23 protein-coding genes are annotated in these 23,176 nt (G+C 69.4%); 20 read left to right on the top strand and 3 right to left on the bottom strand.

What is annotated here, in order from left to right; translation table 11 throughout:
• Nucleotides 1–90: 90 nt before the first annotated feature.
• Entirely contained in the window at nucleotides 91–1,458 is a 1,368-nt protein-coding gene (locus H7I87_RS09600; RefSeq protein ID WP_011725810.1) for an FAD-dependent oxidoreductase, read from the top strand.
• A gap of 71 nt (nucleotides 1,459–1,529) precedes the next feature.
• Nucleotides 1,530–1,961, top strand: coding sequence for a pyridoxamine 5'-phosphate oxidase family protein (locus H7I87_RS09595; RefSeq protein WP_003878829.1), 432 nt, complete (start codon nucleotides 1,530–1,532; stop codon nucleotides 1,959–1,961).
• On the opposite strand, the gene H7I87_RS09590 is transcribed toward H7I87_RS09595, so the two are convergent.
• Together H7I87_RS09590 and H7I87_RS09585 are read right to left on the bottom strand one after the other, a co-directional pair.
• Complete coding sequence (locus tag H7I87_RS09590; RefSeq protein ID WP_011725811.1) at nucleotides 1,903–2,367, bottom strand: group III truncated hemoglobin; 465 nt, start codon at nucleotides 2,365–2,367, stop codon at nucleotides 1,903–1,905. The genes H7I87_RS09595 and H7I87_RS09590 overlap by 59 nt on opposite strands.
• Nucleotides 2,368–2,386: 19 nt before the next feature.
• Nucleotides 2,387–3,145 carry a universal stress protein gene (locus H7I87_RS09585; RefSeq protein ID WP_010949864.1) on the bottom strand — a complete coding sequence of 253 codons (759 nt, stop codon included), beginning with the start codon at nucleotides 3,143–3,145 and terminating at the stop codon, nucleotides 2,387–2,389.
• Between the two features lie 256 nt (nucleotides 3,146–3,401).
• Between H7I87_RS09585 and H7I87_RS09580 the strand changes: the two genes are divergently transcribed.
• The 5 genes from H7I87_RS09580 to H7I87_RS09560 all read left to right on the top strand — a co-directional run bounded on the left by H7I87_RS09580 (nucleotide 3,402) and on the right by H7I87_RS09560 (nucleotide 9,956).
• A complete protein-coding gene (locus H7I87_RS09580; RefSeq protein ID WP_024636760.1) occupies nucleotides 3,402–5,729 on the top strand; it encodes a nitric-oxide reductase large subunit in 2,328 nt (775 codons plus the stop codon).
• Between the two features lie 3 nt (nucleotides 5,730–5,732).
• Nucleotides 5,733–6,359 carry a hypothetical protein gene (locus tag H7I87_RS09575; RefSeq protein WP_009978453.1) on the top strand — a complete coding sequence of 209 codons (627 nt, stop codon included), beginning with the start codon at nucleotides 5,733–5,735 and terminating at the stop codon, nucleotides 6,357–6,359.
• Complete coding sequence (locus H7I87_RS09570; protein ID WP_011725813.1) at nucleotides 6,356–7,153, top strand: slipin family protein; 798 nt, start codon at nucleotides 6,356–6,358, stop codon at nucleotides 7,151–7,153. Before H7I87_RS09575 ends, H7I87_RS09570 begins: the two co-directional genes overlap by 4 nt.
• A 442-nt stretch (nucleotides 7,154–7,595) precedes the next feature.
• On the top strand, nucleotides 7,596–8,771 hold the full coding sequence (locus H7I87_RS09565; RefSeq protein ID WP_011725814.1) for a PPE family protein: 1,176 nt from the start codon (nucleotides 7,596–7,598) through the stop codon (nucleotides 8,769–8,771).
• 96 nt (nucleotides 8,772–8,867) lie between these two features.
• The gene (locus H7I87_RS09560) at nucleotides 8,868–9,956 is read left to right on the top strand and encodes a PPE family protein (protein WP_011725815.1); all 1,089 of its coding nucleotides are present in this window, start codon (nucleotides 8,868–8,870) and stop codon (nucleotides 9,954–9,956) included.
• A gap of 3 nt (nucleotides 9,957–9,959) precedes the next feature.
• On the opposite strand, the gene H7I87_RS09555 is transcribed toward H7I87_RS09560, so the two are convergent.
• A complete protein-coding gene (locus tag H7I87_RS09555) occupies nucleotides 9,960–10,313 on the bottom strand; it encodes a hypothetical protein (protein WP_011725816.1) in 354 nt (117 codons plus the stop codon).
• A 76-nt stretch (nucleotides 10,314–10,389) separates the two neighbouring features.
• Here H7I87_RS09555 and hisN point away from each other — a divergent pair, with 76 nt between their 5' ends.
• The 13 genes from hisN to H7I87_RS09490 all read left to right on the top strand — a co-directional run bounded on the left by hisN (nucleotide 10,390) and on the right by H7I87_RS09490 (nucleotide 23,143).
• Nucleotides 10,390–11,169 (top strand): histidinol-phosphatase, encoded by a 780-nt coding sequence (gene hisN, locus H7I87_RS09550; protein ID WP_009978460.1) that lies wholly within the window; start codon nucleotides 10,390–10,392, stop codon nucleotides 11,167–11,169.
• Between the two features lie 85 nt (nucleotides 11,170–11,254).
• On the top strand, nucleotides 11,255–12,646 hold the full coding sequence (locus H7I87_RS09545) for an acyl-CoA dehydrogenase family protein (RefSeq protein WP_019732097.1): 1,392 nt from the start codon (nucleotides 11,255–11,257) through the stop codon (nucleotides 12,644–12,646).
• 35 nt (nucleotides 12,647–12,681) lie between these two features.
• On the top strand, nucleotides 12,682–13,887 hold the full coding sequence (locus H7I87_RS09540) for an acyl-CoA dehydrogenase family protein (protein WP_009978461.1): 1,206 nt from the start codon (nucleotides 12,682–12,684) through the stop codon (nucleotides 13,885–13,887).
• Nucleotides 13,888–14,056: 169 nt separating this feature from the next.
• A complete protein-coding gene (locus tag H7I87_RS09535) occupies nucleotides 14,057–15,028 on the top strand; it encodes an NADPH:quinone oxidoreductase family protein (protein WP_023861016.1) in 972 nt (323 codons plus the stop codon).
• Between the two features lie 107 nt (nucleotides 15,029–15,135).
• Nucleotides 15,136–16,230, top strand: a complete 1,095-nt coding sequence (locus H7I87_RS09530) for a homogentisate 1,2-dioxygenase (RefSeq protein ID WP_011725820.1) — start codon at nucleotides 15,136–15,138, stop codon at nucleotides 16,228–16,230.
• A complete protein-coding gene (locus tag H7I87_RS09525; RefSeq protein ID WP_011725821.1) occupies nucleotides 16,230–17,405 on the top strand; it encodes an alpha/beta hydrolase family protein in 1,176 nt (391 codons plus the stop codon). Before H7I87_RS09530 ends, H7I87_RS09525 begins: the two co-directional genes overlap by 1 nt.
• Nucleotides 17,402–18,616: a CaiB/BaiF CoA transferase family protein gene (locus tag H7I87_RS09520; protein WP_019733876.1), complete on the top strand. Its 1,215-nt coding sequence runs from the start codon at nucleotides 17,402–17,404 to the stop codon at nucleotides 18,614–18,616. The genes H7I87_RS09525 and H7I87_RS09520 overlap by 4 nt, the downstream gene beginning before the upstream one ends.
• Complete coding sequence (locus tag H7I87_RS09515) at nucleotides 18,613–19,518, top strand: hydroxymethylglutaryl-CoA lyase (RefSeq protein WP_023861014.1); 906 nt, start codon at nucleotides 18,613–18,615, stop codon at nucleotides 19,516–19,518. The genes H7I87_RS09520 and H7I87_RS09515 overlap by 4 nt, the downstream gene beginning before the upstream one ends.
• A 14-nt stretch (nucleotides 19,519–19,532) precedes the next feature.
• A complete protein-coding gene (locus H7I87_RS09510) occupies nucleotides 19,533–20,144 on the top strand; it encodes a TetR/AcrR family transcriptional regulator (RefSeq protein WP_011725824.1) in 612 nt (203 codons plus the stop codon).
• A gap of 10 nt (nucleotides 20,145–20,154) precedes the next feature.
• The gene (locus H7I87_RS09505; RefSeq protein ID WP_011725825.1) at nucleotides 20,155–21,393 is read left to right on the top strand and encodes an acyl-CoA dehydrogenase family protein; all 1,239 of its coding nucleotides are present in this window, start codon (nucleotides 20,155–20,157) and stop codon (nucleotides 21,391–21,393) included.
• Complete coding sequence (locus tag H7I87_RS09500) at nucleotides 21,393–22,391, top strand: phosphotransferase family protein (RefSeq protein WP_011725826.1); 999 nt, start codon at nucleotides 21,393–21,395, stop codon at nucleotides 22,389–22,391. Before H7I87_RS09505 ends, H7I87_RS09500 begins: the two co-directional genes overlap by 1 nt.
• A complete protein-coding gene (locus H7I87_RS09495; RefSeq protein WP_011725827.1) occupies nucleotides 22,391–22,729 on the top strand; it encodes a DUF6285 domain-containing protein in 339 nt (112 codons plus the stop codon). The genes H7I87_RS09500 and H7I87_RS09495 overlap by 1 nt, the downstream gene beginning before the upstream one ends.
• Nucleotides 22,730–22,756: 27 nt before the next feature.
• Entirely contained in the window at nucleotides 22,757–23,143 is a 387-nt protein-coding gene (locus H7I87_RS09490) for a nuclear transport factor 2 family protein (RefSeq protein ID WP_003874825.1), read from the top strand.
• The last annotated feature ends 33 nt before the right edge of the window (nucleotides 23,144–23,176 follow it).

Genomic DNA, 23,176 nt, shown 5'->3' with positions numbered 1-23,176 from the left:
GTCGAGTCACGATCATGTGCGCCCGCGTTGCGCGCCCGCCAATCCTGGCAGCCCCCGGCGCGCGAACCGGGCCCGAATAGAAGGTCGAGAATGCGCCCATACCACGTTGCAATCGTCGGCTCCGGACCGTCCGGCTTCTTCGCCGCGGCCTCGCTGCTGAAGGCGGCCGACGGGTCCGAGCACCCCGACATCGCCGTCGACATGCTCGAAATGCTGCCCACCCCGTGGGGGCTGGTGCGCTCCGGGGTGGCGCCCGATCATCCCAAGATCAAGTCGATCAGCAAGCAGTTCGAGAAGACGGCCGCCGATCCCCGCTTCCGTTTCTTCGGCAACGTCTCGGTCGGCGAACACGTGCAGGCCAGCGAGCTCGCCGAGCGCTACGACGCGGTCATCTACGCCGTCGGGGCGCAGTCCGACCGGGCGCTGAACATCCCCGGCGAGGACCTGCCGGGCAGCATCGCCGCCGTCGATTTCGTGGGCTGGTACAACGCGCACCCCAACTTCGAGGAGGCCACCCCCGACCTGTCCGGTTCGCGGGCGGTGGTCGTCGGCAACGGCAACGTCGCACTCGACGTCGCCCGCATCCTGGTCACCGACCCCGACGTGCTGGGCCTGACCGACATCGCCGACCACGCGCTGGAGTCGCTGCGGCCGTGCGGGGTCGACGAGGTGGTGGTGATCGGCCGGCGCGGGCCGCTGCAGACCGCCTTCACCACGCTCGAGCTGCGTGAGCTCGGCGAGCTGGACAACGTCGACGTGATCGTCGACCCGGCCCAGCTGGAGGGCGTGACCGACGAGGACGTGGCCGCGGCCGGCAAGACGGCCAAGCAGAACATCAGCGTGCTGCGCGATTACGCGAAACGCTCGCCGCGTCCCGGGCACCGCCGGATCGTGCTGCGGTTCATGACCTCGCCGATCGAGATCAAGGGCGACGGCCGGGTGGAAAGCATCGTGCTGGGCCGCAACGAGTTGGTCACCGACGAGACCGGGCGGGTGTTGGCCCGCGACACCGGCGAGCGCGAGGAGCTGCCGGTCCAGCTGGTGGTGCGCTCGGTCGGCTACCGCGGCGTGCCCACCCCCGGGCTGCCGTTCGACGAGAAGACGGCGACCATCCCCAACACCGGCGGCCGGGTCGAGGGCAGCCGCAACGAGTACGTGGTGGGGTGGATCAAGCGCGGGCCGACCGGCGTCATCGGCACCAATAAGAAGGACTCCCAGGACACCGTGGACACGCTGCTCGCCGACCTGGCCAACGCCGGCCCGGACGGGCTGGCCGACTTTCCGGACGACCACGCCGACCGGCTGGCCGACTGGCTGGCGTCACGTCAGCCGAAGCTGGTCACCACCGCGCATTGGGAGCTCATCGACGCGCACGAGCGGGCGGCCGGCGAGGCGCGCGGGCGCCCCCGCGTCAAGCTGCCCAGTTTGGCCAAGTTGCTGCGGGTCAGCCACGGCTGAGCGGCCGTCGTCGCCGCCGAGAGGACGAACGGCTCTACTGATTCGCGGTGATTCTCCGTAGCTTTGAGGGCGTGGGTAGCGACGAGCCGGTGCAGGTGCTTTCCGAGGACGAGAACTGGCGGCTGTTGGGCAGCGTCGCGCTGGGCCGGCTGGTCACCAACTTCGCCGGCGAGGCCGAGATCTTCCCGGTCAACTTCGTTGTGCAGGACCGCACCGTGCTGTTCCGCACCGCCGAGGGCACCAAGCTGTTCTCGGCAGTGGCCAATCACGCGGTGGTCTTCGAGGTGGACGACCACAACCTCGTCGAGGGCTGGAGCGTCATAGTCCGCGGTCGTGCGCGGCTGCTGAAGACCGACACCGACATTCAACGGGCCGAGCGGGCGCAGTTGTTGCCGTGGACCGCGACGCTCAAGCCGCACTATGTGCGGATCACCCCGACCGAGGTCACCGGTCGTCGCTTCCGGTTCGGTCCGGAGCCCGATCGTCACGAACCCGTTGCGTGACAAGCAATTCGGGTGAATCGGCACCGGTCAGCCGGCGGTGCATGGCCCACGCGATGCGGGCGGCCTGAATCTTGGCCCGATCGGCCGCCGGTCCGCGATACATTTCGTCTACGGTGATGTGCCACAAGGTGAGCCAGCGTCGGAAGTGACGATCCGACAGTGGCGCGCGCCGGTGGATGTCACGGTGCGCCTGCAGCGCGCTGCCCCGGTAGCGTCCCGCCCGGAACAGCACCGTCTCCCAGAAGTCGCACATCGTCGGGACATGGTCGTCCAGCCCGGTCGCCCGCAATCGGGCGAAAGGCTCGGCCAGCACCTCGTCGTCCAGCGCCCGGCCGTAGAACCGGCGCAGCAGCGCCTCCACGTCGGCGCGGTCGCGCAGATCCGGCATCGTCAGTCCGCTCACCAACCCCGTCGATCCGTCCCGCTCACAAGTTGCCGCAGCGCACTGCCAGCACGGAATGACCGGCGTGGCAGAGGGCCTCGGCCCGGTAGGCGTCGGTGACCAGCAGCCGGCCCGCCCGGTGGTCGGCGCGCAGGTGCTGCTCCACGCCGCCGGTCAGCACCGCCGACTCGGCCTGCACGTCGGGATACAACCGCATCCACCGCGCCAGCCTGCGCTCCAATTCCACTCGGGCAGAAGGGTTTCCCACCGCGCACAACCCCACCCCGCGCAGCCGCGCCTCCTCGAAGGCGTGCCGCAGCACCGTGCCGTTGTCCACTTCGGCGACCACGCCGCTCACCCGGGCCGCCGCCGGCAGGCTGGGCGCCTGCTGGACCACCGCGACGGGGCACAGCGCCGAGCGGACCAACGACGTCGCGATCGCGGGCCCGCCGTGGCAGGCATGGTTGAGCCCGATCTGCCCGACGCACAGCATGACCGCGGACCGGGACTGCTCGAGCAGCTTGAAAGCGGTATTGCCCCAAAGGATTTCGGTCTCCACCTTGACCGGTTGAGCGAAGGCGTCGACGGCGCGATGCGCGTCGGCCAGCGCGGCCCGGGCGGCGGCGAGCCGGGTGTCGGGCCCGTGCCCACCGGGCGCGCCGTGCGGATCGATCACGTAGACCAGGCGTAGCGGAATGTCGCGGCCGACCGCCTCGTCGATCGCCCAGACCGCCGCGTGCATTGCCGCCCGCGATCCGTCGACGCCCACCACGATCGCCGGGGCCGGATACGCAGTGCTCATCGCGACTTCCTTCACAGGGCGGTTCGTGGGGCGTTTCGCCACACCGTTCGCATTCAGGCTATTGCGCGTAAACCGCTCTCCCCCAGAGGCGTTGGTCCCCAAACAGGTGCCATAAGACCCTAGGGAACCCCGACACGCGCCGAATTCACTGTTGCCATCGCACCACCGGCCATCGAATATTGGTTGCGGACGTAACCAGGTTCGATATGCGAGACAGCGAGACCACCGCGGCCCCTAGACGAAAGAGACCTCGCGCATGACCGCTCCCGAGACCTCCGCTCAACAGACGTCGTCGCAGCCGCTGGTTTCAAGGGGCTGGATCCAAGGTGTCGCCCTGGTCATGATTTTCGGCTTCCTGGTGATGGGCATCCTGGCCTATCGCACCTACTCGGCGTCGATGCCGATGCCGGACAAGGTGGTCAGCGAGTCCGGGCGGCTGCTGTTCACCGGCGCGGACATCACCCGCGGCCAGGAGCTTTACCAGGCACGCGGGCTGATGGAATACGGGTCGGTGCTGGGCCACGGCGCCTACCTGGGGCCCGACTACACCGCCGAATATCTGCGGACGGCAACGCAGGATGTCGCCGACCAACTGCGGGCGCAGGGCGTCGCCGACCCGCGCGAGCGGGTAGTCACCGAGTTCCGCACCAACCGCTACCACCCCGACACCAAGACGCTGGTGTTCACCGACCGGCAGGCCGCCGCGTTCGACCACATCCAGGATCGCTACGGCGCCTACTTCGGTGAGAACTCGACGAAATACGGCCTGCTGCCGCACATGATCACCGAGAAGGCGCAAATCCGCGACCTGACGGCATTCTTCGCCTGGACGGCGTGGGCCGCGGCTGCCGAACGGCCCGGCCACAAGTACACCTACACCAACAACTGGCCCGCCGAGCCGCGAGTCGACAACGGGCCCACCGCAGCGGTGATCGTCTGGTCGGCGCTGTCGCTGGTGGCGCTGCTGGGCGGCATCGGGGTGATGTTCGCCGTGTACGGGCGGTGGAGCCAGAAGGTGGGCTGGCACAGCGCCGAGACGTCCACCCTGTCCTTCCGCCAGCCCGGCGACGTGGGCCTGACGCCGGCCCAACGCGCCTGCGTCTGGTTCTTTGCGATCGTGTCGGTGCTGTTTTTGGCCCAAACGCTGCTGGGCGCGGCGGCCGAGCACTACCGGGCCGACCTGTCCAACTTCTTCGGCCTGGATCTGGCCCGGGTGCTGCCCTACAACCTGGCCCGCACCTGGCATCTGCAGCTGTCGCTGTTCTGGACCGCGGCCGCCTTCCTGGCCGGCGGCATCTTCCTGGTGCCCTTCATCGCGCGCCGCGAGCCCAAGCGCCAGGCGCTGCTGGCCTACATCCTGCTGGGGGCGGTCGCGGTGGTGGTGTTCGGCTCGCTGATCTGTGAGGCGCTGTCCATCTACGGTGTCATCCCGGCCGGCGGGCTGTTCTCCCAGCAGTGGGAGTACCTCGACCTGCCGCGGCTGTGGCAGATCCTGCTGATCGCCGGCATGTTCATGTGGATCGCCATCATCTGGCGCGGCATCCGCGGCCGGCTCAAGGGCGAGTCGAAGATGAACATGCCGTGGCTGTTCTTCTTCTCCGGGCTGGCCATCCCGGCCTTCTACACGGTGGGCCTGCTGGCCGGCAGCGACGCCCACTACACCGTGGCCGACTTCTGGCGGTTCTGGGTGGTGCACCTGTGGGTGGAGGACTTCCTCGAGCTGTTCACCACCGTGATGGTGGCCTACATGTTCGTTCTGCTCGGCGTGGTGCGCGAGAAGATCGCGCTGGGCGTGATCTTCCTCGACGTCATCCTGTATTCCGCCGGAGGCGTCATCGGCACCATGCACCACCTGTACTTCTCCGGCACCCCGGTGGAACACATGGCGCTGGGCGCGTTCTTCTCGGCCGCCGAGGTCATTCCGCTGACCTTCCTGACCGTCGAGGCGTGGGCGTTCCTGCAACTCGGCGCACGCCAGCAGTCCGGCGACGCCAACCCGTTCCCCCACCGCTGGGCGGTCATGTTCCTGGTCGCGGTCGGCTTCTGGAACTTCTTGGGGGCGGGCATCTTCGGCTTCCTGATCAATCTTCCGGTGGTGTCCTACTACCAGATCGGCACCGCCCTGACCGCCAACCACGGGCACGCGGCCATGATGGGCGTGTACGGCATGCTCGCCGTCGGCCTGGCCATGTTCGCCTTCCGCTACGTGATCCCGGCCGACAAGTGGCCGGAGAAGCTGGCGCGAATCTCGTTCTGGTGCATGAACATCGGGCTGGCGTGGATGGTGTTCGCCACGCTGCTGCCGTTGGGCGTGCTGCAGCTCTACCACTCGGTCAACGACGGCTACTTCGAGGCCCGCTCGCTGGGCTACATCACCAAGCCCGGCAACGCGGTCCTGGAATGGCTCCGACTGCCCGGTGATGTCATCCTGATCGCCGGCGGCGTGCTGCCGTTCGTCTGGATCGCCTGGACCGCGCTGCGTAACTTCCGGTCCGGCACCACGGTTCAGGAGCTGCCCGAGCACCCGCTCTACACCGAGTCCCCGGTCATGTCCGAGGCCGGCGCCGCTGCGGCGAAGGATTGACCGGTGGGTGCACCGGCCACCACGGTCTGGTTGATCGCCGGGTATTCGCTGGCCCTGCTGGTCCTCGGCTGGGGCTTCGACGTCATGGCGCGCCGGGCCTCGGCGCACGCCGCCCGCTGGCGCACGGGCCGATTCACCTACCGGCCCGACCACGACGCGTGGATCTGCCCGCAGGATCATTGGCTGTGGCCGACGTCCTTCGACCCGAAGCACCGGGTGATGCGCTACCGCGCCCTGCCTGTGGTGTGTAACAGCTGCCCGGTGAAAGCGGAGTGCACCAGCTCCGAGCACGGCCGCGAGATCAGCCGCGAGGTCGACCCCTGGCCGCATTCGGATGCCGGCCGGTTCCATCGCGGGATCGCTTGCTGCGTAGCCGGATTGGGGATCGTGTTGCCGCTGGCCACCCTGGTCACCAACCACTCGGCGGCGGACGCGCTGGTGTTGACGGCCACCGTGCTGCTGGTCGCGCTGCTCGGCCTGCCGCTGGCGCGTCACCTGTGGAACACCCCCTCCAACGCGCCGCAACACCTGCCGCACCGCACCGCGATCGAGGACCAGGTGGCCGCGGCGATCGACCGGTACTCCACCCGCTGGGGCGGCTGGAAGAGCAAGGAGGACAACGCAACATGACCACCTTGGTGATCGCGCTGATCGGCGCCGGGATCGTAGTGCTCGTCGTCCTGGGTTTCTGGTCGCTGGTGGTGCTGCGCGAATACGAACGCGGCGTGGTGTTCCGGATGGGGCATGCCCGCCCGCTCTACGGTCCCGGATTGCGGTTTCTGATTCCGCTGCTGGACAAGATGATTCGGGTCGACCAGCGGCTGGTGACACTGACCATCCCACCACAAGAGGTGATCACCCGCGACAACGTGCCGGCCCGGGTCAACGCGGTGGTGATGTTCCAGGTGACCGATCCGCGCAAGGCGATTCTGGCGGTGGAGAACTACGCGGTCGCCACCTCGCAGATCGCCCAGACCACGCTGCGTTCGCTGCTCGGCCGGGCCGACCTGGACACGCTGCTGGCGCACCGCGAGGACCTCAACAACGACCTGCGCACCATCATCGACAAGCAGACCGAACCGTGGGGCGTGCAGGTGCACGTGGTGGAGATCAAGGACGTGGAGATCCCCGAGTCGATGCAACGGGCGATGGCCCGCGAGGCCGAAGCCGAACGCGAACGGCGCGCCAAGGTCATCAACGCGCGCGGCGAGCTGCAGGCGTCCGAGGAGCTGCGCGAGGCCGCCGAGACCCTGTCGAAGAGCCCGGCCTCGCTGCAGCTGCGCTACCTGCAGACGCTGCTGGAGTTGGGCGCCGACCAGAACTCGACGGTCGTCTTCCCGCTGCCGGTCGACATCATCACCCCCTTTCTGCGCAACCCGGAGCTGCTACAGGGCGTGGTCGACAACGTCGGCCGTCCCGGGTGACCGCTGCCGCCGACCTCTTAGGCGCACGCCAAATAACAAGCGTGCCAAACACTTTGGGTATCAGTGGGGCGCCGGGCGGGTCGGGCGGTAGGTTAACGGACAGTGAACGTAGGGTGAATTAAGGCTGAATTCACCCCGGGTGGTCGTGGGGAAATGGGGAAAACGCCGCACGCGTCGTCCGCACCTGCGACGTTTGAAGGGCCCGAGACCGAAAGCCTGCTGCGATGCCCTGTGCGCATGCCCCGCCGACCCGATAAGCGCCACGCCCGTTAAGCCGCGTGGCGCCATCGCGCCGGGCTGCCCATCACCGACGCGGGGTGAGCTTTGCCGGGCGGCAAAGCGGACACGGACGCGGCCCACTATTCGAGATCAACGCCGATGCGGCGAGCGCCGGCGCTACCGGCGTTTGCCGACACACCGCACTGTGAGGGGACACAACACGATGGATTGGGCTTTTCTACCACCAGAAATCAACTCGGCCAGGATGTACACCGGCGCCGGCGCGGCCTCGCTGCTGGCGGCCGCGGGCAGCTGGGACGCGCTGTCGGCCGAGCTGACGGCCACCGCCGACGGGTACGAATCGGTGCTCTCCGGCCTGGGCCTGCAATGGCACGGACCGGCCGCCGACGCGATGGCCTTCGCGGCGGCCCGCTACCTGACCTGGCTGCGCGCGACCGCCGAGCAGACCAAACAGACCGCCATGCAGGCGCGCACCGCCGCGGCGGCCTACGAGCAGGCCTACGCGATGACGGTGCCGCCGCCGGTGATCGCCGCCAACCGCACCCTGTTGGCGTCGCTGGTGGCGACCAACATCATGGGCCAGAACACCGCGGCCATCGCGGACACCGAGGCGCAGTACGCCGACTTCTGGGCCCAGGACACCGCCGCCATGGCCGGCTACTCGGCGTCGTCGACGGCGGCAACGCAGCTGCCGCGGTTCGCCTCCGCGAACAATTCCACCAACGAGTCCGGGGTGACCGCCCAGAACGCCGCGGTGAGCGCCGCCAACGCCAACGCCGCCGCGAACAAGGCTGTGACACAGTCATTTTCGCCGCTCGCCGACAACCCGCCGGGGACGACGATCAACAACTACTACGTGGACGCATCGTCGACCAGCGCGGCCAACAGCAACGCCTTCCGGGTCCTCGACGTCATCCAGGGCACCGGGCTGGGCTTCAGCGCCCCCTACAACATGGAACAGTTCGTGTCCGGGATCATCGGGGCCGAGAACAACCTGGGCATGTTGGCCAAACCCGGTGCGGCCGCGGCCAATATCGCCCCGGCGCTCGCCGCGCCCGCGCTGCGCGGCGCCACCGCAGGCCTCGGCGGCGGCCTGGGCGGGGGCCTGGGGAACGTCACCGCAACCCTGTCGCACGCCGGCACGATCGGGCCGATGTCGGTGCCGGCAACCTGGTCCGCTCCCACCAGCACGCATGTCTCGCCGTTGGCACCGGCCGGCTTCACCACGCTGCCGGGCACCGAGGAGCCGATGGCGTCGGGATATCCCGGCTACCCCGGCATGCCCGGCGGTGGCGCCGCGCGATCCGCCGGCGTGGGTGTCCCGCCCCGCTACGGCGTGCGGCTCACCGTGATGCCGCGCCCGCCGGCCGCCGGCTGACCCCGGCCACCAGCAGACCCCGTCGTCGCACCCAGTTCGTGCGCCGCTCATCAACGCTCATCGACCGCTCACCGACGCTTATAGAGATGTAGGGCAATGGATTTCGGCTTCCTTCCGCCAGAGGTGAACTCTGCCCGGATGTATGCCGGCCCCGGGTCGGGTTCGCTGTTGGCCGCCGCGGGGAGCTGGGACTCGTTGGCGGCGGAGTTGAGCATCACGGCCGCGGTGTACGAATCGGTGCTCGCCGGCCTGACGGGCCTGTACTGGCACGGGCCCGCGTCCCGGGCGATGGCGGCCGGCGCCGCCCCCTACGTGGGCTGGCTGCACACGACCGCCGAACGGGCACAGCAGACCGCGACGCAGGCCCGCGCCGCCGCGGCGGCCTACGAACTGGCGCATGCCATGACGGTGCCCCCCGCCGCCGTCGCGGCCAACCGCACCCAGCTGGCGGCGCTGGTGGCGACGAACTTCTTCGGCCAGAACACCGCGGCCATCGCGGCCACCGAAGCGCAGTACGCCGAATACTGGGCCCAGGACGCCGCCGCGATGTATGCCTACTCGGCCAGTTCGGCTGCGGCAGCGCAGTTTTCGCCGTTCGCCTCGCCCCGCCGCACCACCGACCCGGGCGGGGTGACGGCCCAGCAGGCCGCCGTCGCCGCGGCCGAGACCGGCAGCACCGGCACCGATTCGGGAACGCAGGTGATTCCCCCGACAGCCGGGGCCTCGGAAATCCCGCTCGATTTCCGGATCCTGGACACCATCCTGGGAGCCCAGACCACGTTCAGGTCGATCTTCACCACCGAGGGGATCCCGGCCGGAATCATCCAGGCCGACAAGAACTTGGGCATTCTGCCCAATCTCGCGACGATTCCGGCCGCACTCCCCCGGACACCCGCGCTGAGCGCCTCGCCGACCGGGCTGGGCAGAATCGACGCGGTGCTGGCCCGGGCCGCACGGATCGGCCCGATGTCGGTGCCCGCCGGCTGGACCGCCGCGACGGGCAATCCCGTTGCCGCAGCGCCGGTCACCGGCTGGTCCGAGCCGAGCGCGGCCGACGCGCGTCCCGGTGTGACCGCGCCCGGTCTTCCCGGGATACCGGGCGCCACGCTCAGACGCGCGGCGCTGGTGGTGCCCCGCTACGGCGTGCGGATCACGGTCATGGCCCGCCCGCCCGCCGCCGGCTGAACCTCAGCCGCCCGGCTGGGACGGCGGGGACGGCTCGGGCGGCGCCGGCGGGGCGAACCTCCAATTGTCCGGATTCTTCGACGAATACAGCACCGGGAACAGCTGACCGATGGTCGGCCATTGATTCACGTCGACGGCCATCCGCTGATACACGGCGTGTTCGTTGACGGTGGGACCGTTGATCACGCCGGCGATGGTGACGTACTGCTCGCCGGTGGCCTCGGGCCGCGGGCTGACGCCGGTCACCAGCAGGGTGCCGCTCAGCAGCTCGCCGCGGGGCCCGCGCGGAACGAACCGCTGGACGAGGAACACCGCCAACACGGCCACCAACAACACCAGCAGTCCGAATTCCCACACCCGGCCATGGTAGGACTGCTCACATGAATCGCACCCGCGGCGATGCGCCGCCCGGCGAACCAAGGGAGCGGCGCGGGTGAGCAACGACGATCTGGCGCTGGCGTTGCTGCTGGCCGACCGGGCGGATGCGGTGACCTCGGCCCGGTTCGGCGCGCTGGACCTGCGCATCGACACCAAACCGGACCTGACCCCCGTCACCGACGCCGATCGCGCCGCCGAGGCCGAGCTCCGCGCGGTGCTGGCGCGGCAGCGCCCGCACGACAGCATCGTCGGCGAAGAGTTCGGCGGAGACACCGCCTTCACGGGGCGGCAATGGATTATCGACCCGATCGACGGCACCAAGAACTTCGTCCGCGGGGTGCCGGTGTGGGCCACCCTGATCGCGTTGCTGCACGACGGCGTTCCCGTCGTCGGCGCGGTGAGCGCCCCGGCGCTGGCCCGCCGGTGGTGGGCCGCGCACGGCCGGGGAGCGTTCGTCGCGGTCAACGGGGCCGCCGCCCGTCGGCTATCGGTTTCCTCTGTGGCACAACTGGATTCGGCCAGTCTTTCGTTCTCCAGCCTGTCCGGGTGGGCGCAGCTGGGCCTGCGGGATCGATTCCTGGCGCTGACGGATGCGGTGTGGCGGGTGCGCGCCTTCGGCGACTTCCTGTCCTACTGCCTGGTGGCCGAAGGGGCCGTCGACATCGCCGCCGAGCCGGAGGTGTCGGTGTGGGACCTGGCCGCCCTCGACATCCTGGTGCGCGAGGCCGGCGGGACGCTGACCGGGTTGGACGGCACCCCCGGGCCGCATCGCGGCAGCGCGGTGGCCAGCAATGGACTGCTACAGCGACAGGTGCTCGAGCGCCTCGCACTGTGAATTAGTTAACAAGTGTTCTCCATGATCTTACTCCGGAGTAAGATCGGCTCTATCCGCACTGCCCATCAACCTGAGGCTGCTGAAAATGACCGATTCCGGTTCCACCAAGACCCCAGCCCGCGTCAAACGGCGTGACCGCCAGTCCGGCGTCGGGCTGCAACCGCACAAACGCACGGGCATCGACATCGCCATCGCGCTGCTCACCCCGCTGGTCGGGCAGGAGTTCCTGGACAAATACCATCTGCGCGACCCGCTCAACCGGGGCTTGCGGTACGGCACCAAGACCATCTTCTCCACCGGCGCCGCCACGTCCCGGCAGTTCAAGCGGGTACAGAACCTGCGCGGCGGGCCGACCCGGCTCAAGTCCAGCGGCAAGGACTACTTCGACCTGACCCCCGACGACGAGCAGAAGATGATCGTCGAGACCCTCGACGAATTCGCCGCCGAGGTGTTGCGGCCCGCCGCCCACGACGCCGACGAGGCGGCGACCTACCCGCGCGACCTGATCGCCAAGGCCGCCGAGCTGGGCATCACCGCGATCAACATCCCCGAGGACTTCGACGGCATCGCCGCGCACCGCTCCAGCGTGACCAACGTGCTGGTCGCCGAGGCGCTGGCGTACGGCGACATGGGCCTGGCGCTGCCGCTGCTGGCCCCGGGCGGCGTCGCCTCCGCGCTGACCCACTGGGGCAGCGCCGAGCAGCAGGCCACCTATCTGCCGGAGTTCGCCGGCGAGAACGTGCCACAGGCCTGCGTGGCCATCGCCGAACCGCAACCGCTGTTCGACCCCACCCGGCTGAAGACCAGCGCGGTGCGCACCCCGAGCGGATACCGCCTCGACGGGGTGAAGTCCCTGGTGCCCGCCGCCGCCGACGCCGAGCTGTTCATCGTCGGCGCGCAGCTGGACGGCAAGCCGGCCCTGTTCATCGTCGAATCCTCGACGAAAGGCCTTACCGTGAAAGCGGATCCGAGCATGGGAATCCGGGCGGCGGAGCTGGGCCACGTCGAACTGTCCGGGGTGACGGTGCCGCTGGGCGCCCGGCTCGGCGAGGACGAGGCCACCGACGACGACTATTCCGAGGCGATCGCCCTGTCCCGGCTGGGCTGGGCGGCACTGACCGTCGGGACGTCGCACGCGGTGCTCGACTATGTGGTGCCCTACGTGAAGGAACGCGAGGCCTTCGGTGAGCCGATCGCGCGCCGGCAGGCGGTCGCCTTCATGTGCGCCAACATCGCCATCGAGTTGGACGGGCTGCGGCTGATCACCTGGCGCGGCGCGGCGCGCGCCGAACAGGGCCTGCCGTTCGCCCGCGAGGCGGCGCTGGCCAAACGGCTCGGCGCCGACAAGGGCATGCAGATCGGCTCCGACGGCGTCCAGCTGCTCGGCGGCCACGGCTACACCAAGGAGCACCCGGTCGAACGCTGGTACCGCGACCTGCGGGCCATCGGCGTCGCCGAGGGCGTCGTGGTCATCTGAGTCGTTAATGCAAGAACCGAGCTGAAAGTTCAATCATGGCAATCAATCTGGAACTTCCCCGCAAAATGCAGGCGGTGACCACAAAGACGCATCAGGGCGCCGCGGAGTTGATGCGCCCGATCGCGCGCAAGTACGACCTGAAGGAACACGCCTACCCGGTCGAGCTGGACACGCTGATCAGCCTGTTCGAAGGGGCTTCGGAGTCAATCGAATTCGCCGGGGCGAACGCGCTGGGCGGCGAGGACGAAGAACGGGACAAGAACCACAACGGCGCCAATATGGCCGCGCTGCTGCAGACGCTGGAAGCCAGCTGGGGCGACCTCGCGATGATGCTCTCGGTGCCCTACCAGGGGTTGGGCAACGCGGCCATCTCCGCGGTCGCCAACGACGAGCAGCTGCAGCGGCTGGGCAAGGTGTGGGCGGCGATGGCCATCACCGAGCCCGGCTTCGGATCGGACTCGGCGGCGGTGTCGACCACCGCCACCCTGGACGGCGACGAGTACGTGATCAACGGCGAGAAGATCTTCGTCACCGCCGGCTCGCGGGCCACCCACATCGTGGTGTGGGCGACGCTGGACAAGTCGAAGGGCCGCCCGGCGATCAAGTCGTTCATCGTGCCGCGCGACCATCCCGGCGTCACCGTCGAGCGGCTCGAGAAAAAGCTCGGCATCAAGGGTTCCGACACCGCGGCCATCCGGTTCGACAACGTCCGCATCCCCAAGGAAAACCTGCTCGGCAACCCGGAAATCGAAGAGGGCAAAGGCTTTTCGGGGGTGATGGAGACCTTCGACAACACCCGGCCCATCGTTGCCGCCATGGCCGTCGGGGTGGCCCGCGCCGCGCTGGAGGAGATCCGCAAGATCCTCACCGACGCCGGCGTGGAGATCTCCTACGACAAACCCGCGCACGTCCAGAGCGCGGCCGCGGCCGAGTTCCTGCGGATGGAAGCCGACTGGGAGTCGGCCTATCTGCTGTCGCTGCGGGCGGCGTGGCAGGCCGACAACAAGATCCCCAACTCCAAAGAAGCGTCCATGAGCAAGGCCAAGGCGGGCCGGATGGCCACCGACGTCACCCTCAAGACCGTCGAATTGGCGGGCACCGCAGGCTATTCCGAGCAGTCACTGCTGGAGAAGTGGGCGCGTGACTCCAAGATCCTGGACATCTTCGAGGGCACCCAGCAGATCCAGCAGCTGGTGGTGGCCCGCCGCCTGCTGGGCCTGTCGTCGGCCGAACTCAAGTAGCGGCCGGGCTATCGGCGTTGCACGCCGAGCGTGCAACCACCGCGAGACATCGGCCGTTTTCTCGCCGCGAGTACACGTTCGGCGACAGTCAAGCGCGCCGGCGAATCCTCCGGCCGGGCCGTGGTGCGGGTCGTCGACGGTTTTTGAGCCGGCAGTACGCTGTTCGACCATGCGTGCTGCACGAGTGACTCGACTGGACGGTCCGGACGCGATCGAGGTGACGGACGTCGACGAACCGGCCGGCGACGGCGTCGTCGTCGACGTGCACGCGGCCGGGGTGGCCTTCCCGGACGCCCTGCTCACCCGCGGCCTCTACCAGTACCGGCCGGAGTTGCCGTTCGTGCTCGGCGCCGAGATCGCCGGCGTGGTGCGGTCCGCGCCCGAGGGCGCGCACGTGCGTTCCGGCGACCGGGTCGTCGGCCTCACCATGCTGTCCGGCGGCATGGCCGAGGTGGCGGTGCTGGCCCCCGACCGGGTGTTCAAGCTGCCCGACAACGTCAGCTTCGAGGCCGGCGCCGGCCTGCTGTTCAACGACCTGACGGTGTACTGCGCGCTGACCGTGCGGGGCCGGCTGCAGCGCGGCGAGACGGTGCTGGTGCACGGCGCGGCCGGCGGTATCGGCACGTCGGCGCTGCGACTGGCGCCGGCGCTGGGTGCCGCCCGCACCATCGCCGTGGTCAGCACGACGGACAAGGCCGACATCGCCACGGCGGCCGGCGCGACGGACGTCGTGCTGGCCGACGGCTTCAAGGACGCCGTGAAGGAGCTGACCCACGGCCGCGGCGTCGACATCGTCGTCGACCCGGTCGGCGGCGACCGGTTCACCGATTCGCTGCGCTCGCTGGCCCCCGGCGGGCGGCTGCTGGTGGTCGGCTTCACCGGCGGCGAGATCCCCACGGTCAAGGTAAACCGGTTGCTGCTCAACAACATCGACGTGGTCGGCGTCGGCTGGGGCGCCTGGACGGGCACCCATCCCGGCGCGCTGGCCGAGCAGTGGGCCGGGCTCGAACGACTGCTCACCTCCGGTGAGCTGGCCCCGCCCGAGCCGGTGGTCTATCCGCTCGACGAGGCCGCGGCGGCCGTGGCCTCGCTGGAGAACCGCACCGCCAAGGGCAAGGTCGTGCTGCGCGTGCGCGGTTAGGCGCTCGGCGGCCGGCGGCACCCGGGCGGCCTTGTGCCCGCCCAAAAGAAAAAGTAATGTCACTTTCAGTTTTTGCCGCCGAGCTTGGCCCCACCGGAGGAGCCACCATGGAATCCTTTATTCACCTGCGCAAAGGCCGAACACCGGGCCGGCTGCACGCCGACCTCGACGGGCTCAAGGACGACGAGCTGGGCCGCGGCGGCTTCACCGGCCGCACCGCCAACATGTACCGCCGCCACGACCCCACCGCCTACCGCGTGCAGGGTCCGCTGCGACCCATCGACGTGTTGACCTCCGAACTCAAACCGAGCGACGCCACCGACGCCACGGGCGGGCCGTTGCTGATGTTCGCCAACCCCGACTGCCGCATCTCGCTGTCGCGCCGTAGCGAGCCGATGCCGTTCTACGTCCGCCACGTCGACGGCGACCTGCTGTGCTTCGTCCACGGCGGCGCCGGATTGCTGCACACCGAGTTCGGGCCCATGCCCTACCGCCAAGGCGACTGGGTGTATCTGCCCAAGGCGACGACGTGGCGCCAGCTTCCGGATGCCGAGACCACGCTGCTGATGATCGAGGCCACCGACGAGTTCCGCGTCCCGCCGCCCGGGCCGCTGGGGCGGCACTTCCCGTTCGACCCGTCGCAGGCCACCATCCCCGAGCCGCAAGCACTCGATGACGATCCCGCCCGCGACGAGTACGAGGTCCGGCTGGTGCATGAGGGCGGCCCGACAACGCTGCTCTACCAACACAATCCGCTCGACGTCGAGGGCTGGCGCGGTGACAACTTCGCGTTCACCTTCAACATCGCCGACTACAACGTGGTGACCTCCGACAGCGTCCACCTACCGCCGACGGTGCACCTGTTCATGCAGGCCACCGGCGTGTACGTGATGAACTTTCTGCCCAAACCGGCCGAGGGCGTGCCCGGCACCGAACGCACCCCCTGGTATCACCGCAACGTCGACTACGACGAGATCGCCTTCTTCCACGGCGGCTCGCTCTACGGCATCCCGATGCCGCCCGGGCTGATTTCCCATGCGCCGCAAGGGGTTCACCACGGCGCACCGGAGAAGGCGCGGGAGCGGGCCCGCCGTAAGTTCGACGAGTACGCCCGGGTCGACTGGCAGGTGATCGCCGTCGACACCCGCCGCCGGCTGACGCCGTCGGCGGAGGTACTGGCCCACGACCTAGGACAGCACTGATGAAACACGAATACGACCGCATCCCCTACCTGGTTGCCTTCCAGAACAATTCGGGCGTGCGGGATGTCTACGGCGGGCTGGCCGAGATCACCGTGCTGGAGAGCTACCTGCTCAAGCCGAAGAACAAGCCGAGCGACACCGTGCTGGTGTTCATGCACCCGATCGGCGGCGGCGCCTACCTGCCGATGATCAATGCGCTGGCCCGCGCGGGCCACCACGTCATCTACTGCAACAGCCGGTTCCGCGGCACCGACTCGGCCCTGCTGATGGAGAAGGTGGTCGAGGATCTCGGCGAGTGCATCAAAGACGCCAAGAAGCGACTCGGCTACACCAAGGTAGTGCTGGCCGGATGGAGCGGCGGCGGCTCGCTGTCGGTGTTCTACCAGCAGCAGGCGCAGAATCCGACCATCACGTCCAGCCCGTCCGGCGACGGCCCGGACCTGACCAAGCTCGACCTGATCCCCGCCGACGGCATCATGCTGCTCGCCGCGCACATCAGCAGGCACGGCACGCTGACCGAGTGGCTGGACGCGTCCATCCTCGACGAATCCGACCCCACTAAGCGCGATCCCGAGCTGGACCTGTACGACTCCGACAACCCGAACCAACCGCCCTACAGCCAGGAGTTCCTGGACCGCTACCGGCAGGCCCAGATCGAGCGCAACCGCCGCATCACCGCGTGGGTCAAAGCCAAGCTGGCCGAGTTGAAGGCCGCCGGCCGCCCCGACGACGAATTCGGGTTCGTCGTGCACGGCACGATGGCCGACCCGCGCTGGCTGGACCCGACCGTCGATCCCAACGAACGCACCCCGGGAACGTGCTACCTGGGGGATCCTCGAGTGGTGAACATGAGCCCCGTCGGGTTGGCGCGGTTCTGCACGCTGCGCGGCTGGCTGTCGCAGTGGAGCTACGACGACGCCCGCGGCGACGCGCTGGCCTGCGGGCCCGACATCGCCATCCCGGCGCTGGTGATCGGTAACCTGGCCGATGACGCCTGCACCCCCAGCCACACCCGGCGGCTGTTCCAGGCGATCGGACACCACGACAAGGAGATGCACGAAATCCCGGGCGCCACACACTATTACGCGGGACCGGACCAGCGCGACGCGCTGCGCTCGGCGGTCGGCATCGTCACCGACTGGCTGGTCCGGCACGACTTCGCGGAGAAGGCATGAGCGCTGCGGGTGCGGCCGGACCGCTGGACGGCATCCGGGTGCTCGAGCTGGGCACCCTGATCGCCGGCCCGTTCGCCGGCCGGCTGCTGGGCGACATGGGCGCCGACGTGATCAAGGTGGAGCTCCCCCGGGCGCCGGACCCGCTGCGCACCTGGGGACAGGCCGAGGTCGACGGGCACCACGTGTTCTGGACGGTGCACGCCCGCAACAAACGAGCGATCACCCTCGACCTGCGCCACCCGCGCGGCCGCGAGCTGTTCTGCGAGCTCGTCGAGAAGTCCGACATCGTGGTGGAGAACTTCCGTCCGGGCACGCTGGAGAAGTGGAACCTGGGCTATGACGTGCTGTGCGAACGCAACCCCGGCATCATCCTGGTCCGGGTGTCCGGCTACGGGCAGACCGGACCCGACGCCGCCAAGGCCGGGTACGCCTCGGTCGCCGAGGCGGCCAGCGGACTGCGCCACCTCAACGGCTTTCCCGGCGGCCCGCCGCCCCGGCTGGCGCTGTCGCTCGGCGACAGCCTGGCCGGCATGTTCGGCGCCCAGGGCGCGCTGGCCGCGTTGTACCGCCGCAGCGTCACCGGCCGCGGCCAGGTGGTCGACGTCGCGCTGACCGAATCCTGTTTGGCCGTACAGGAATCCACGATCCCGGATTACGACGTCGGCGGGGTGGTGCGCGGGCCGTCGGGCACCCGGCTCGAGGGCATCGCCCCGTCCAACATCTACCGCAGCGCCGACGGCTCGTGGGTGGTGATCGCCGCCAACCAGGACACCGTGTTCGCCCGGCTGTGCAAGGCGATGGGCCGCGCCGAGCTGGCCACCGACGAACGGTTCGCCACCCACGTCGCGCGCGGCCGCAACCAGGACGAACTCGACGGGATCATCGGCGAGTGGGCCGCACAGCGCCAGCCTGACGAGATCATCGAAACCCTTTCCGCCGCAGGCGTGATCGCCGGACCGATCAACACGGTCGCCGAGGTCGTCAACGACCCGCAGCTGCGGGCCCGCGACATGCTGGTCGAGCATTACGACGAGCGGCTGCGGCGCAACGTGCTGGGCCCGGGCATCGTGCCGGTGCTCTCGGAATCGCCGGGCCGGGTGCGCAACGCGGGTCCGGCGCGGCCGGGCCAGCACAACGACGAGGTGTACCGCGGGCTGCTGGGCAAGACCGCCGAGGAACTCGAGGAGCTGCGGGCACAGGAGGTGCTGTGAGCACACATGTGGCCATCCGCGAGGTGGCGCTGCGCGACGGCCTGCAGATCGAGGCGCCGATCCCGTTGTCCGCCAAGCTCGAACTGCTGGCCGCGGTGGCGGCCACCGGGGTGCGCGAGGTCGAGGCCACCGCGTTCGTCTCCCCGTCCAAGGTGCCGTCGATGGCCGACGCCGCCGACCTGGCCGCCCACCTGGCCGACTACCCAGACATCGAATTCTCCGCCCTGGTCGCCAGTCCCAACGGCGCCAGGCGGGCGGTGGCCGCGGGGTTGCGCGCCATCGAATACGTGGTGGCCGCCGACGACACGTTCAGCGCGGCCAACGTCGGGCGCACCAGCGCCGAGGCCACCGAACAGATCGGCGACATCGTCGCCATCGCCCACGACGGCCCGGGCCCGCCGGTCACCGTCGAAGTCGTCATCGCCACCGCGTGGGACTCACCGTTCGAAGGCCCCACTCCCCCGCAGCGGGTGCTCGACATCGCCGCCGCGGCCCGCGACCGCGGGGCCGACCGGCTGTCGATCGCCGACACCATCGGCACGGCGACCCCCGGCCGGGTGAGTTCGCTGATCGCGCAACTGCTTCCGGTGATCGGGGACATGCCGCTCGGCGGTCATTTCCACAACACCCGCGGCTGCGGGCTGGCCAGCGCGTACGCGGCGGTCGGCGCCGGGGTCACCCGGCTGGACGCGTCGGTCGGCGGGCTGGGTGGCTGCCCGTTCGCGCCCGGGGCCACCGGCAACATCGCCACCGAAGACCTGGTGTACCTGCTCACCGACAGCGGATTCGACGTGGATGTCGACCTGCAGGCCGCCATCGCCGCCGCCGGTGTCGCGAAAACACTTGTGGGGCATGACCTTCCCAGTGCCCTGCTGCGCGCCGGGGACCGGCGGAGAAGTTGACAGCGGGGTCCCTGATGCCTGCCGAACTGCTGACCGCCAAGGGCCGCCAGACCAGGCAGGCCATCGAGCAGGCCGCCCGCAAGCTGTTCGCCGAGCGGGGTTTTCACGGCACCACGCTGGCCGACATCACGTCGGCGGCCGGGAAATCCCCGGCGGTATTCTACCGGTATTTCGCCGACAAGGAAGACCTGCTGGCCGCGCTCGCGGAGTCCTTCCTGCACGAGGTGGTCACGCCCTCGGGGCTCAGCGTCCACCTGCCGGACTCCCCCGACGACGACGCCTTCTTCACCGCGGTGGTCACCGGCTACTGGAACATGTTCAAACAGAACATCGGCATCATGATCGCGGTGGCCCAGCTGGCCGCCACCCAGCAGCGGTTCGCGGCGGTGCAGAACGAATTCCGGCGCTTCGGCATCGATCTGGTGGCGGCGTCGGTGCGCCGCGCCCAGGAGCAGGGTTACGGCACCGAGCTGCACCCCCAGCACACCGCGGCGGCCATCGCGCTGCTGTTCGAGAACTTCACCACCGTGTTCGTCGGCCCGTCCGGTCTGGGTATCGAGATCAGCGACGAGGACGCCATCGCCACCCTCTCGACGATCTGGAAGAAAACCCTCTACGGCGTGTAAGGAGACAGCTGTGGATTTCACCCTGCCCGAACACCTTCCGGGCGTGCTCGCCGCGATGGACGCGTTCATCGAGGACGAGATCAAACCGCTGGAGCGCGAGCACATCCAGTATTTCGACCAGCGCCGCGAGCATGCCCGCACCGATTGGGACAACGACGGGATCCCCACCCGCGAATGGGAGGACCTGCTGGCCGAGATGCGGCGGCGGGCCGACCGGGCGGGCTGGCTGCGGTACGGATTGCCCGCGTCGCTGGGGGGTCGCGACGGCAGCAACGTCGACATGGCGGTCATTCGGGAACACCTGGCGCACAAGGGTCTTGGCCTGCACAACGACCTGCAGAACGAGTCGTCGATCGTCGGGAACTTCCCGCAGGTGATCATGATGGAGCGGTTCGGCACCGACGAACAGCGCCGGGAGTGGTCGCAGGCGCTGATCACCGGGGAACGTTCCATGGCGTTCGGCCTGACCGAGCCGCAGCACGGCTCGGACGCCACCTGGCTTCAGACCCGCGCCGAACGCGACGGTGACGGCTGGGTGATCAACGGCGCCAAGCGATTCAACACCGGCGTGCACCGCGCCACCCACGACCTGATCTTCGCCCGCACCTCCGGTGAGCCCGGGACCGCGGTGGGCATCACCGCGTTCCTGGTGCCGACCGACGCACCCGGATTCACGGTGCCCTACTACTGGTGGACGTTCAACATGCCCACCGACCACGGCGAGGTCGAGCTGACCGATGTCCGGGTGCCCGCCGACGCGGTGCTCGGTGAGGTGGACCGCGGACTCGAAGTCGCGCAAACCTTCCTGCACGAGAACAGGATTCGGCAAGCGGCCAGCAGCCTGGGTGCCGCCCAGTACTGCATCGACCGGGCCGCCGAATACGCCGGCAGCCGAACGGTGTTCGGCAAACCGCTGTCGGTCAACCAGGCCGTGCAATGGCCGCTGGCCGAACTGCAGACCGAAGCCCAGATGGTGCGGCTGCTCGTGCAGTACGCGGCCTGGCACCTGGACCGCGACCACCACATGGAGGTATCCGACAAGGTGTCGATGGCCAACTACCGGGCCAACCGGCTGGTCTGCGACGCCGCCGACCGGGCCATGCAGATCTTCGGCGGCCTCGGCTACAGCCGGCACGAACCGTTCGAGCACATCTACCGCCATCACCGCCGCTACCGGATCACCGAGGGCGCCGAGGAGATCCAGATCCGCCGGGTGGCGCAGCGGCTGTTCAAATTCGGCAAGAAGTGATGGACAGCGACGCGGCCGAACTGCGCCCCAAACTGGAAGGGGTGCTGGCCACCGCGCTCGGCGCCGGCACCGCCGTCGAGCAGCTGCGCACGCTCACCGGCGGGGCCAGCAGAACCACCTGGGCGTTCGACGCCGTCACCGGCGGGCGGCGCCGCCCGCTGATCCTGCGCACCGGCCCGCCCGACGACGTGCACGCCGGCATGGAGCTCGAAGCCCAGGCGCAAGCCGCCGCCGCGGCCGCCGGCGCCCCGGTCCCCCACATCCTGGTCGCCGACAATTCGCCTGCCGCACTGGGCAATCCGTTCCTGATCTGTGACGAGATCAAGGGCGAGACCATCGCGCGGCGCATCCAGCGCCGGCTCGACGCCACCGACGGCCACGCGGCCCGGGCCCACCTGCTCGGGCAATGCGCGCACGCGGTGGCCGCCATCCACCGCGCCGAGATAGACCGGATCGAGGACCCGGGCCTGAGGCGCCAGGACCAACTCGCCGAATGGCGGCAACGCCTCGACGACATGGGCGACACCACCGCCACCTTCGAATGGGCGTTTCGCTGGCTGGCCGCCCGCCGGCCCCGGGCGGCGCCGGCGGTGTTGGTGCACGGCGACTTCCGGATGGGCAATCTCATCGTCGACGGCGCCCAGCTTGCCGCGGTGCTGGATTGGGAGCTGGTGCATGTCGGCCAGGCGTATGAGGACCTGGCCTGGTTCTGCATCCGCGCCTGGCGATTCGGCGCCCCGGCCGGCCTCGGCGCCGGCGGCCTGGGCAGCATCGAGAGCTTCCTGCGTGCCTACGAGCAGGCCAGCGCGACGACCGTGGACCGGGCGGCGTTCCACTGGTGGCTGGTGCTGGCCACGCTGCGCTGGGGGGTGATCTGCCGCTACCAGGCGGAGCGGCACCTGAGCGGCCTGCACCGCTCGGTCGAGCTGGCCACCATCGGCCGGCGCGTCTGCGAGACCGAGTGGGATCTGCTCAACCTGCTCGAAGGGGCCGCCTGATGATCGGCCCCTATGGCCGCCCGCTGGCCGCCGAACTCGTCGCCGCCGTGGCCGAATTCCTGGAGACCGACGTGCGCGCGGCGACCGAGGGGCAGGTCAACTTCCACGCCCGGGTGGCCGCCAACGCGTTGCGCATCGTCGAGCGCGAACTGCTCGACGAGAGCGAAGCGGAATCGCGTGCCGCCCTGGCCGCCTTGGGTTTCGCCGAGGAGGAGCAGCTCGCCGCCGCGATACGCGCCGGGGAGATGGACGCGCGGGCCGACGACGTCATCGCCTGCCTGCGCGCGCTGGTGCGACGCCGGTTGGCCGTCGCCCATCCCGGCTACGACAACGAATAGCAAACAGATCGGAGGGGAGCGGGGGCCATGACCGCCAGCGGTGCGAAAACCGTCGTCGACACGGCCGACCGGCTGTTCGCCGCCATCGAGCGCGGTGACGTGACCGCGGTCGCGGCGATGTGGAGCGACGACATCGCGGTGTGGCGGGTCGGCTCCCGCCGCGACGACGACAAGGCCCGCGCCGTGCGGGTGATCGACTGGTTCATCGGCGCGACCGCCCGGCGCCGCTACCAGATCCTGGACCGGCAGCTGTTCGACGGCGGCTTCGTCCAGCAGCACGTCTTGCACGCCACCGGGCATGGCGGGCAAGCGATCTCGCTGCGGGTGTGCATCGTGATCAGGGTGGGCGCGCACGGCATGATCGAGCGCATCGACGAATACTTCGATCCCGCCGGGATCGCGCCGCTGATGTGATAGGCGCTAGATTCGCCACGACAGTTGGGGGTG

Source organism: Mycobacterium timonense (assembly GCF_025821985.1).
Classification (GTDB): domain Bacteria; phylum Actinomycetota; class Actinomycetes; order Mycobacteriales; family Mycobacteriaceae; genus Mycobacterium; species Mycobacterium avium.
This window is presented reverse-complemented; position numbering and strand designations above follow the sequence as displayed.

Excerpts from the sequence above, each read along its gene's own strand:
- H7I87_RS09600 (WP_011725810.1), top strand. The coding sequence starts at position 91 with ATGCGCCCATACCACGTTGCAATCGTCGGCTCCGGACCGTCCGGCTTC.
- H7I87_RS09585 (WP_010949864.1), bottom strand. The coding sequence starts at position 3,145 with ATGAGCACTGCGTATCCGGCCCCGGCGATCGTGGTGGGCGTCGACGGA.
- H7I87_RS09580 (WP_024636760.1), top strand. The coding sequence starts at position 3,402 with ATGACCGCTCCCGAGACCTCCGCTCAACAGACGTCGTCGCAGCCGCTG.
- H7I87_RS09570 (WP_011725813.1), top strand. The coding sequence starts at position 6,356 with ATGACCACCTTGGTGATCGCGCTGATCGGCGCCGGGATCGTAGTGCTC.
- H7I87_RS09565 (WP_011725814.1), top strand. The coding sequence starts at position 7,596 with ATGGATTGGGCTTTTCTACCACCAGAAATCAACTCGGCCAGGATGTAC.
- H7I87_RS09560 (WP_011725815.1), top strand. The coding sequence starts at position 8,868 with ATGGATTTCGGCTTCCTTCCGCCAGAGGTGAACTCTGCCCGGATGTAT.
- H7I87_RS09545 (WP_019732097.1), top strand. The coding sequence starts at position 11,255 with ATGACCGATTCCGGTTCCACCAAGACCCCAGCCCGCGTCAAACGGCGT.
- H7I87_RS09540 (WP_009978461.1), top strand. The coding sequence starts at position 12,682 with ATGGCAATCAATCTGGAACTTCCCCGCAAAATGCAGGCGGTGACCACA.
- H7I87_RS09535 (WP_023861016.1), top strand. The coding sequence starts at position 14,057 with ATGCGTGCTGCACGAGTGACTCGACTGGACGGTCCGGACGCGATCGAG.
- H7I87_RS09530 (WP_011725820.1), top strand. The coding sequence starts at position 15,136 with ATGGAATCCTTTATTCACCTGCGCAAAGGCCGAACACCGGGCCGGCTG.
- H7I87_RS09525 (WP_011725821.1), top strand. The coding sequence starts at position 16,230 with ATGAAACACGAATACGACCGCATCCCCTACCTGGTTGCCTTCCAGAAC.
- H7I87_RS09520 (WP_019733876.1), top strand. The coding sequence starts at position 17,402 with ATGAGCGCTGCGGGTGCGGCCGGACCGCTGGACGGCATCCGGGTGCTC.
- H7I87_RS09510 (WP_011725824.1), top strand. The coding sequence starts at position 19,533 with ATGCCTGCCGAACTGCTGACCGCCAAGGGCCGCCAGACCAGGCAGGCC.
- H7I87_RS09500 (WP_011725826.1), top strand. The coding sequence starts at position 21,393 with ATGGACAGCGACGCGGCCGAACTGCGCCCCAAACTGGAAGGGGTGCTG.
- H7I87_RS09495 (WP_011725827.1), top strand. The coding sequence starts at position 22,391 with ATGATCGGCCCCTATGGCCGCCCGCTGGCCGCCGAACTCGTCGCCGCC.
- H7I87_RS09490 (WP_003874825.1), top strand. The coding sequence starts at position 22,757 with ATGACCGCCAGCGGTGCGAAAACCGTCGTCGACACGGCCGACCGGCTG.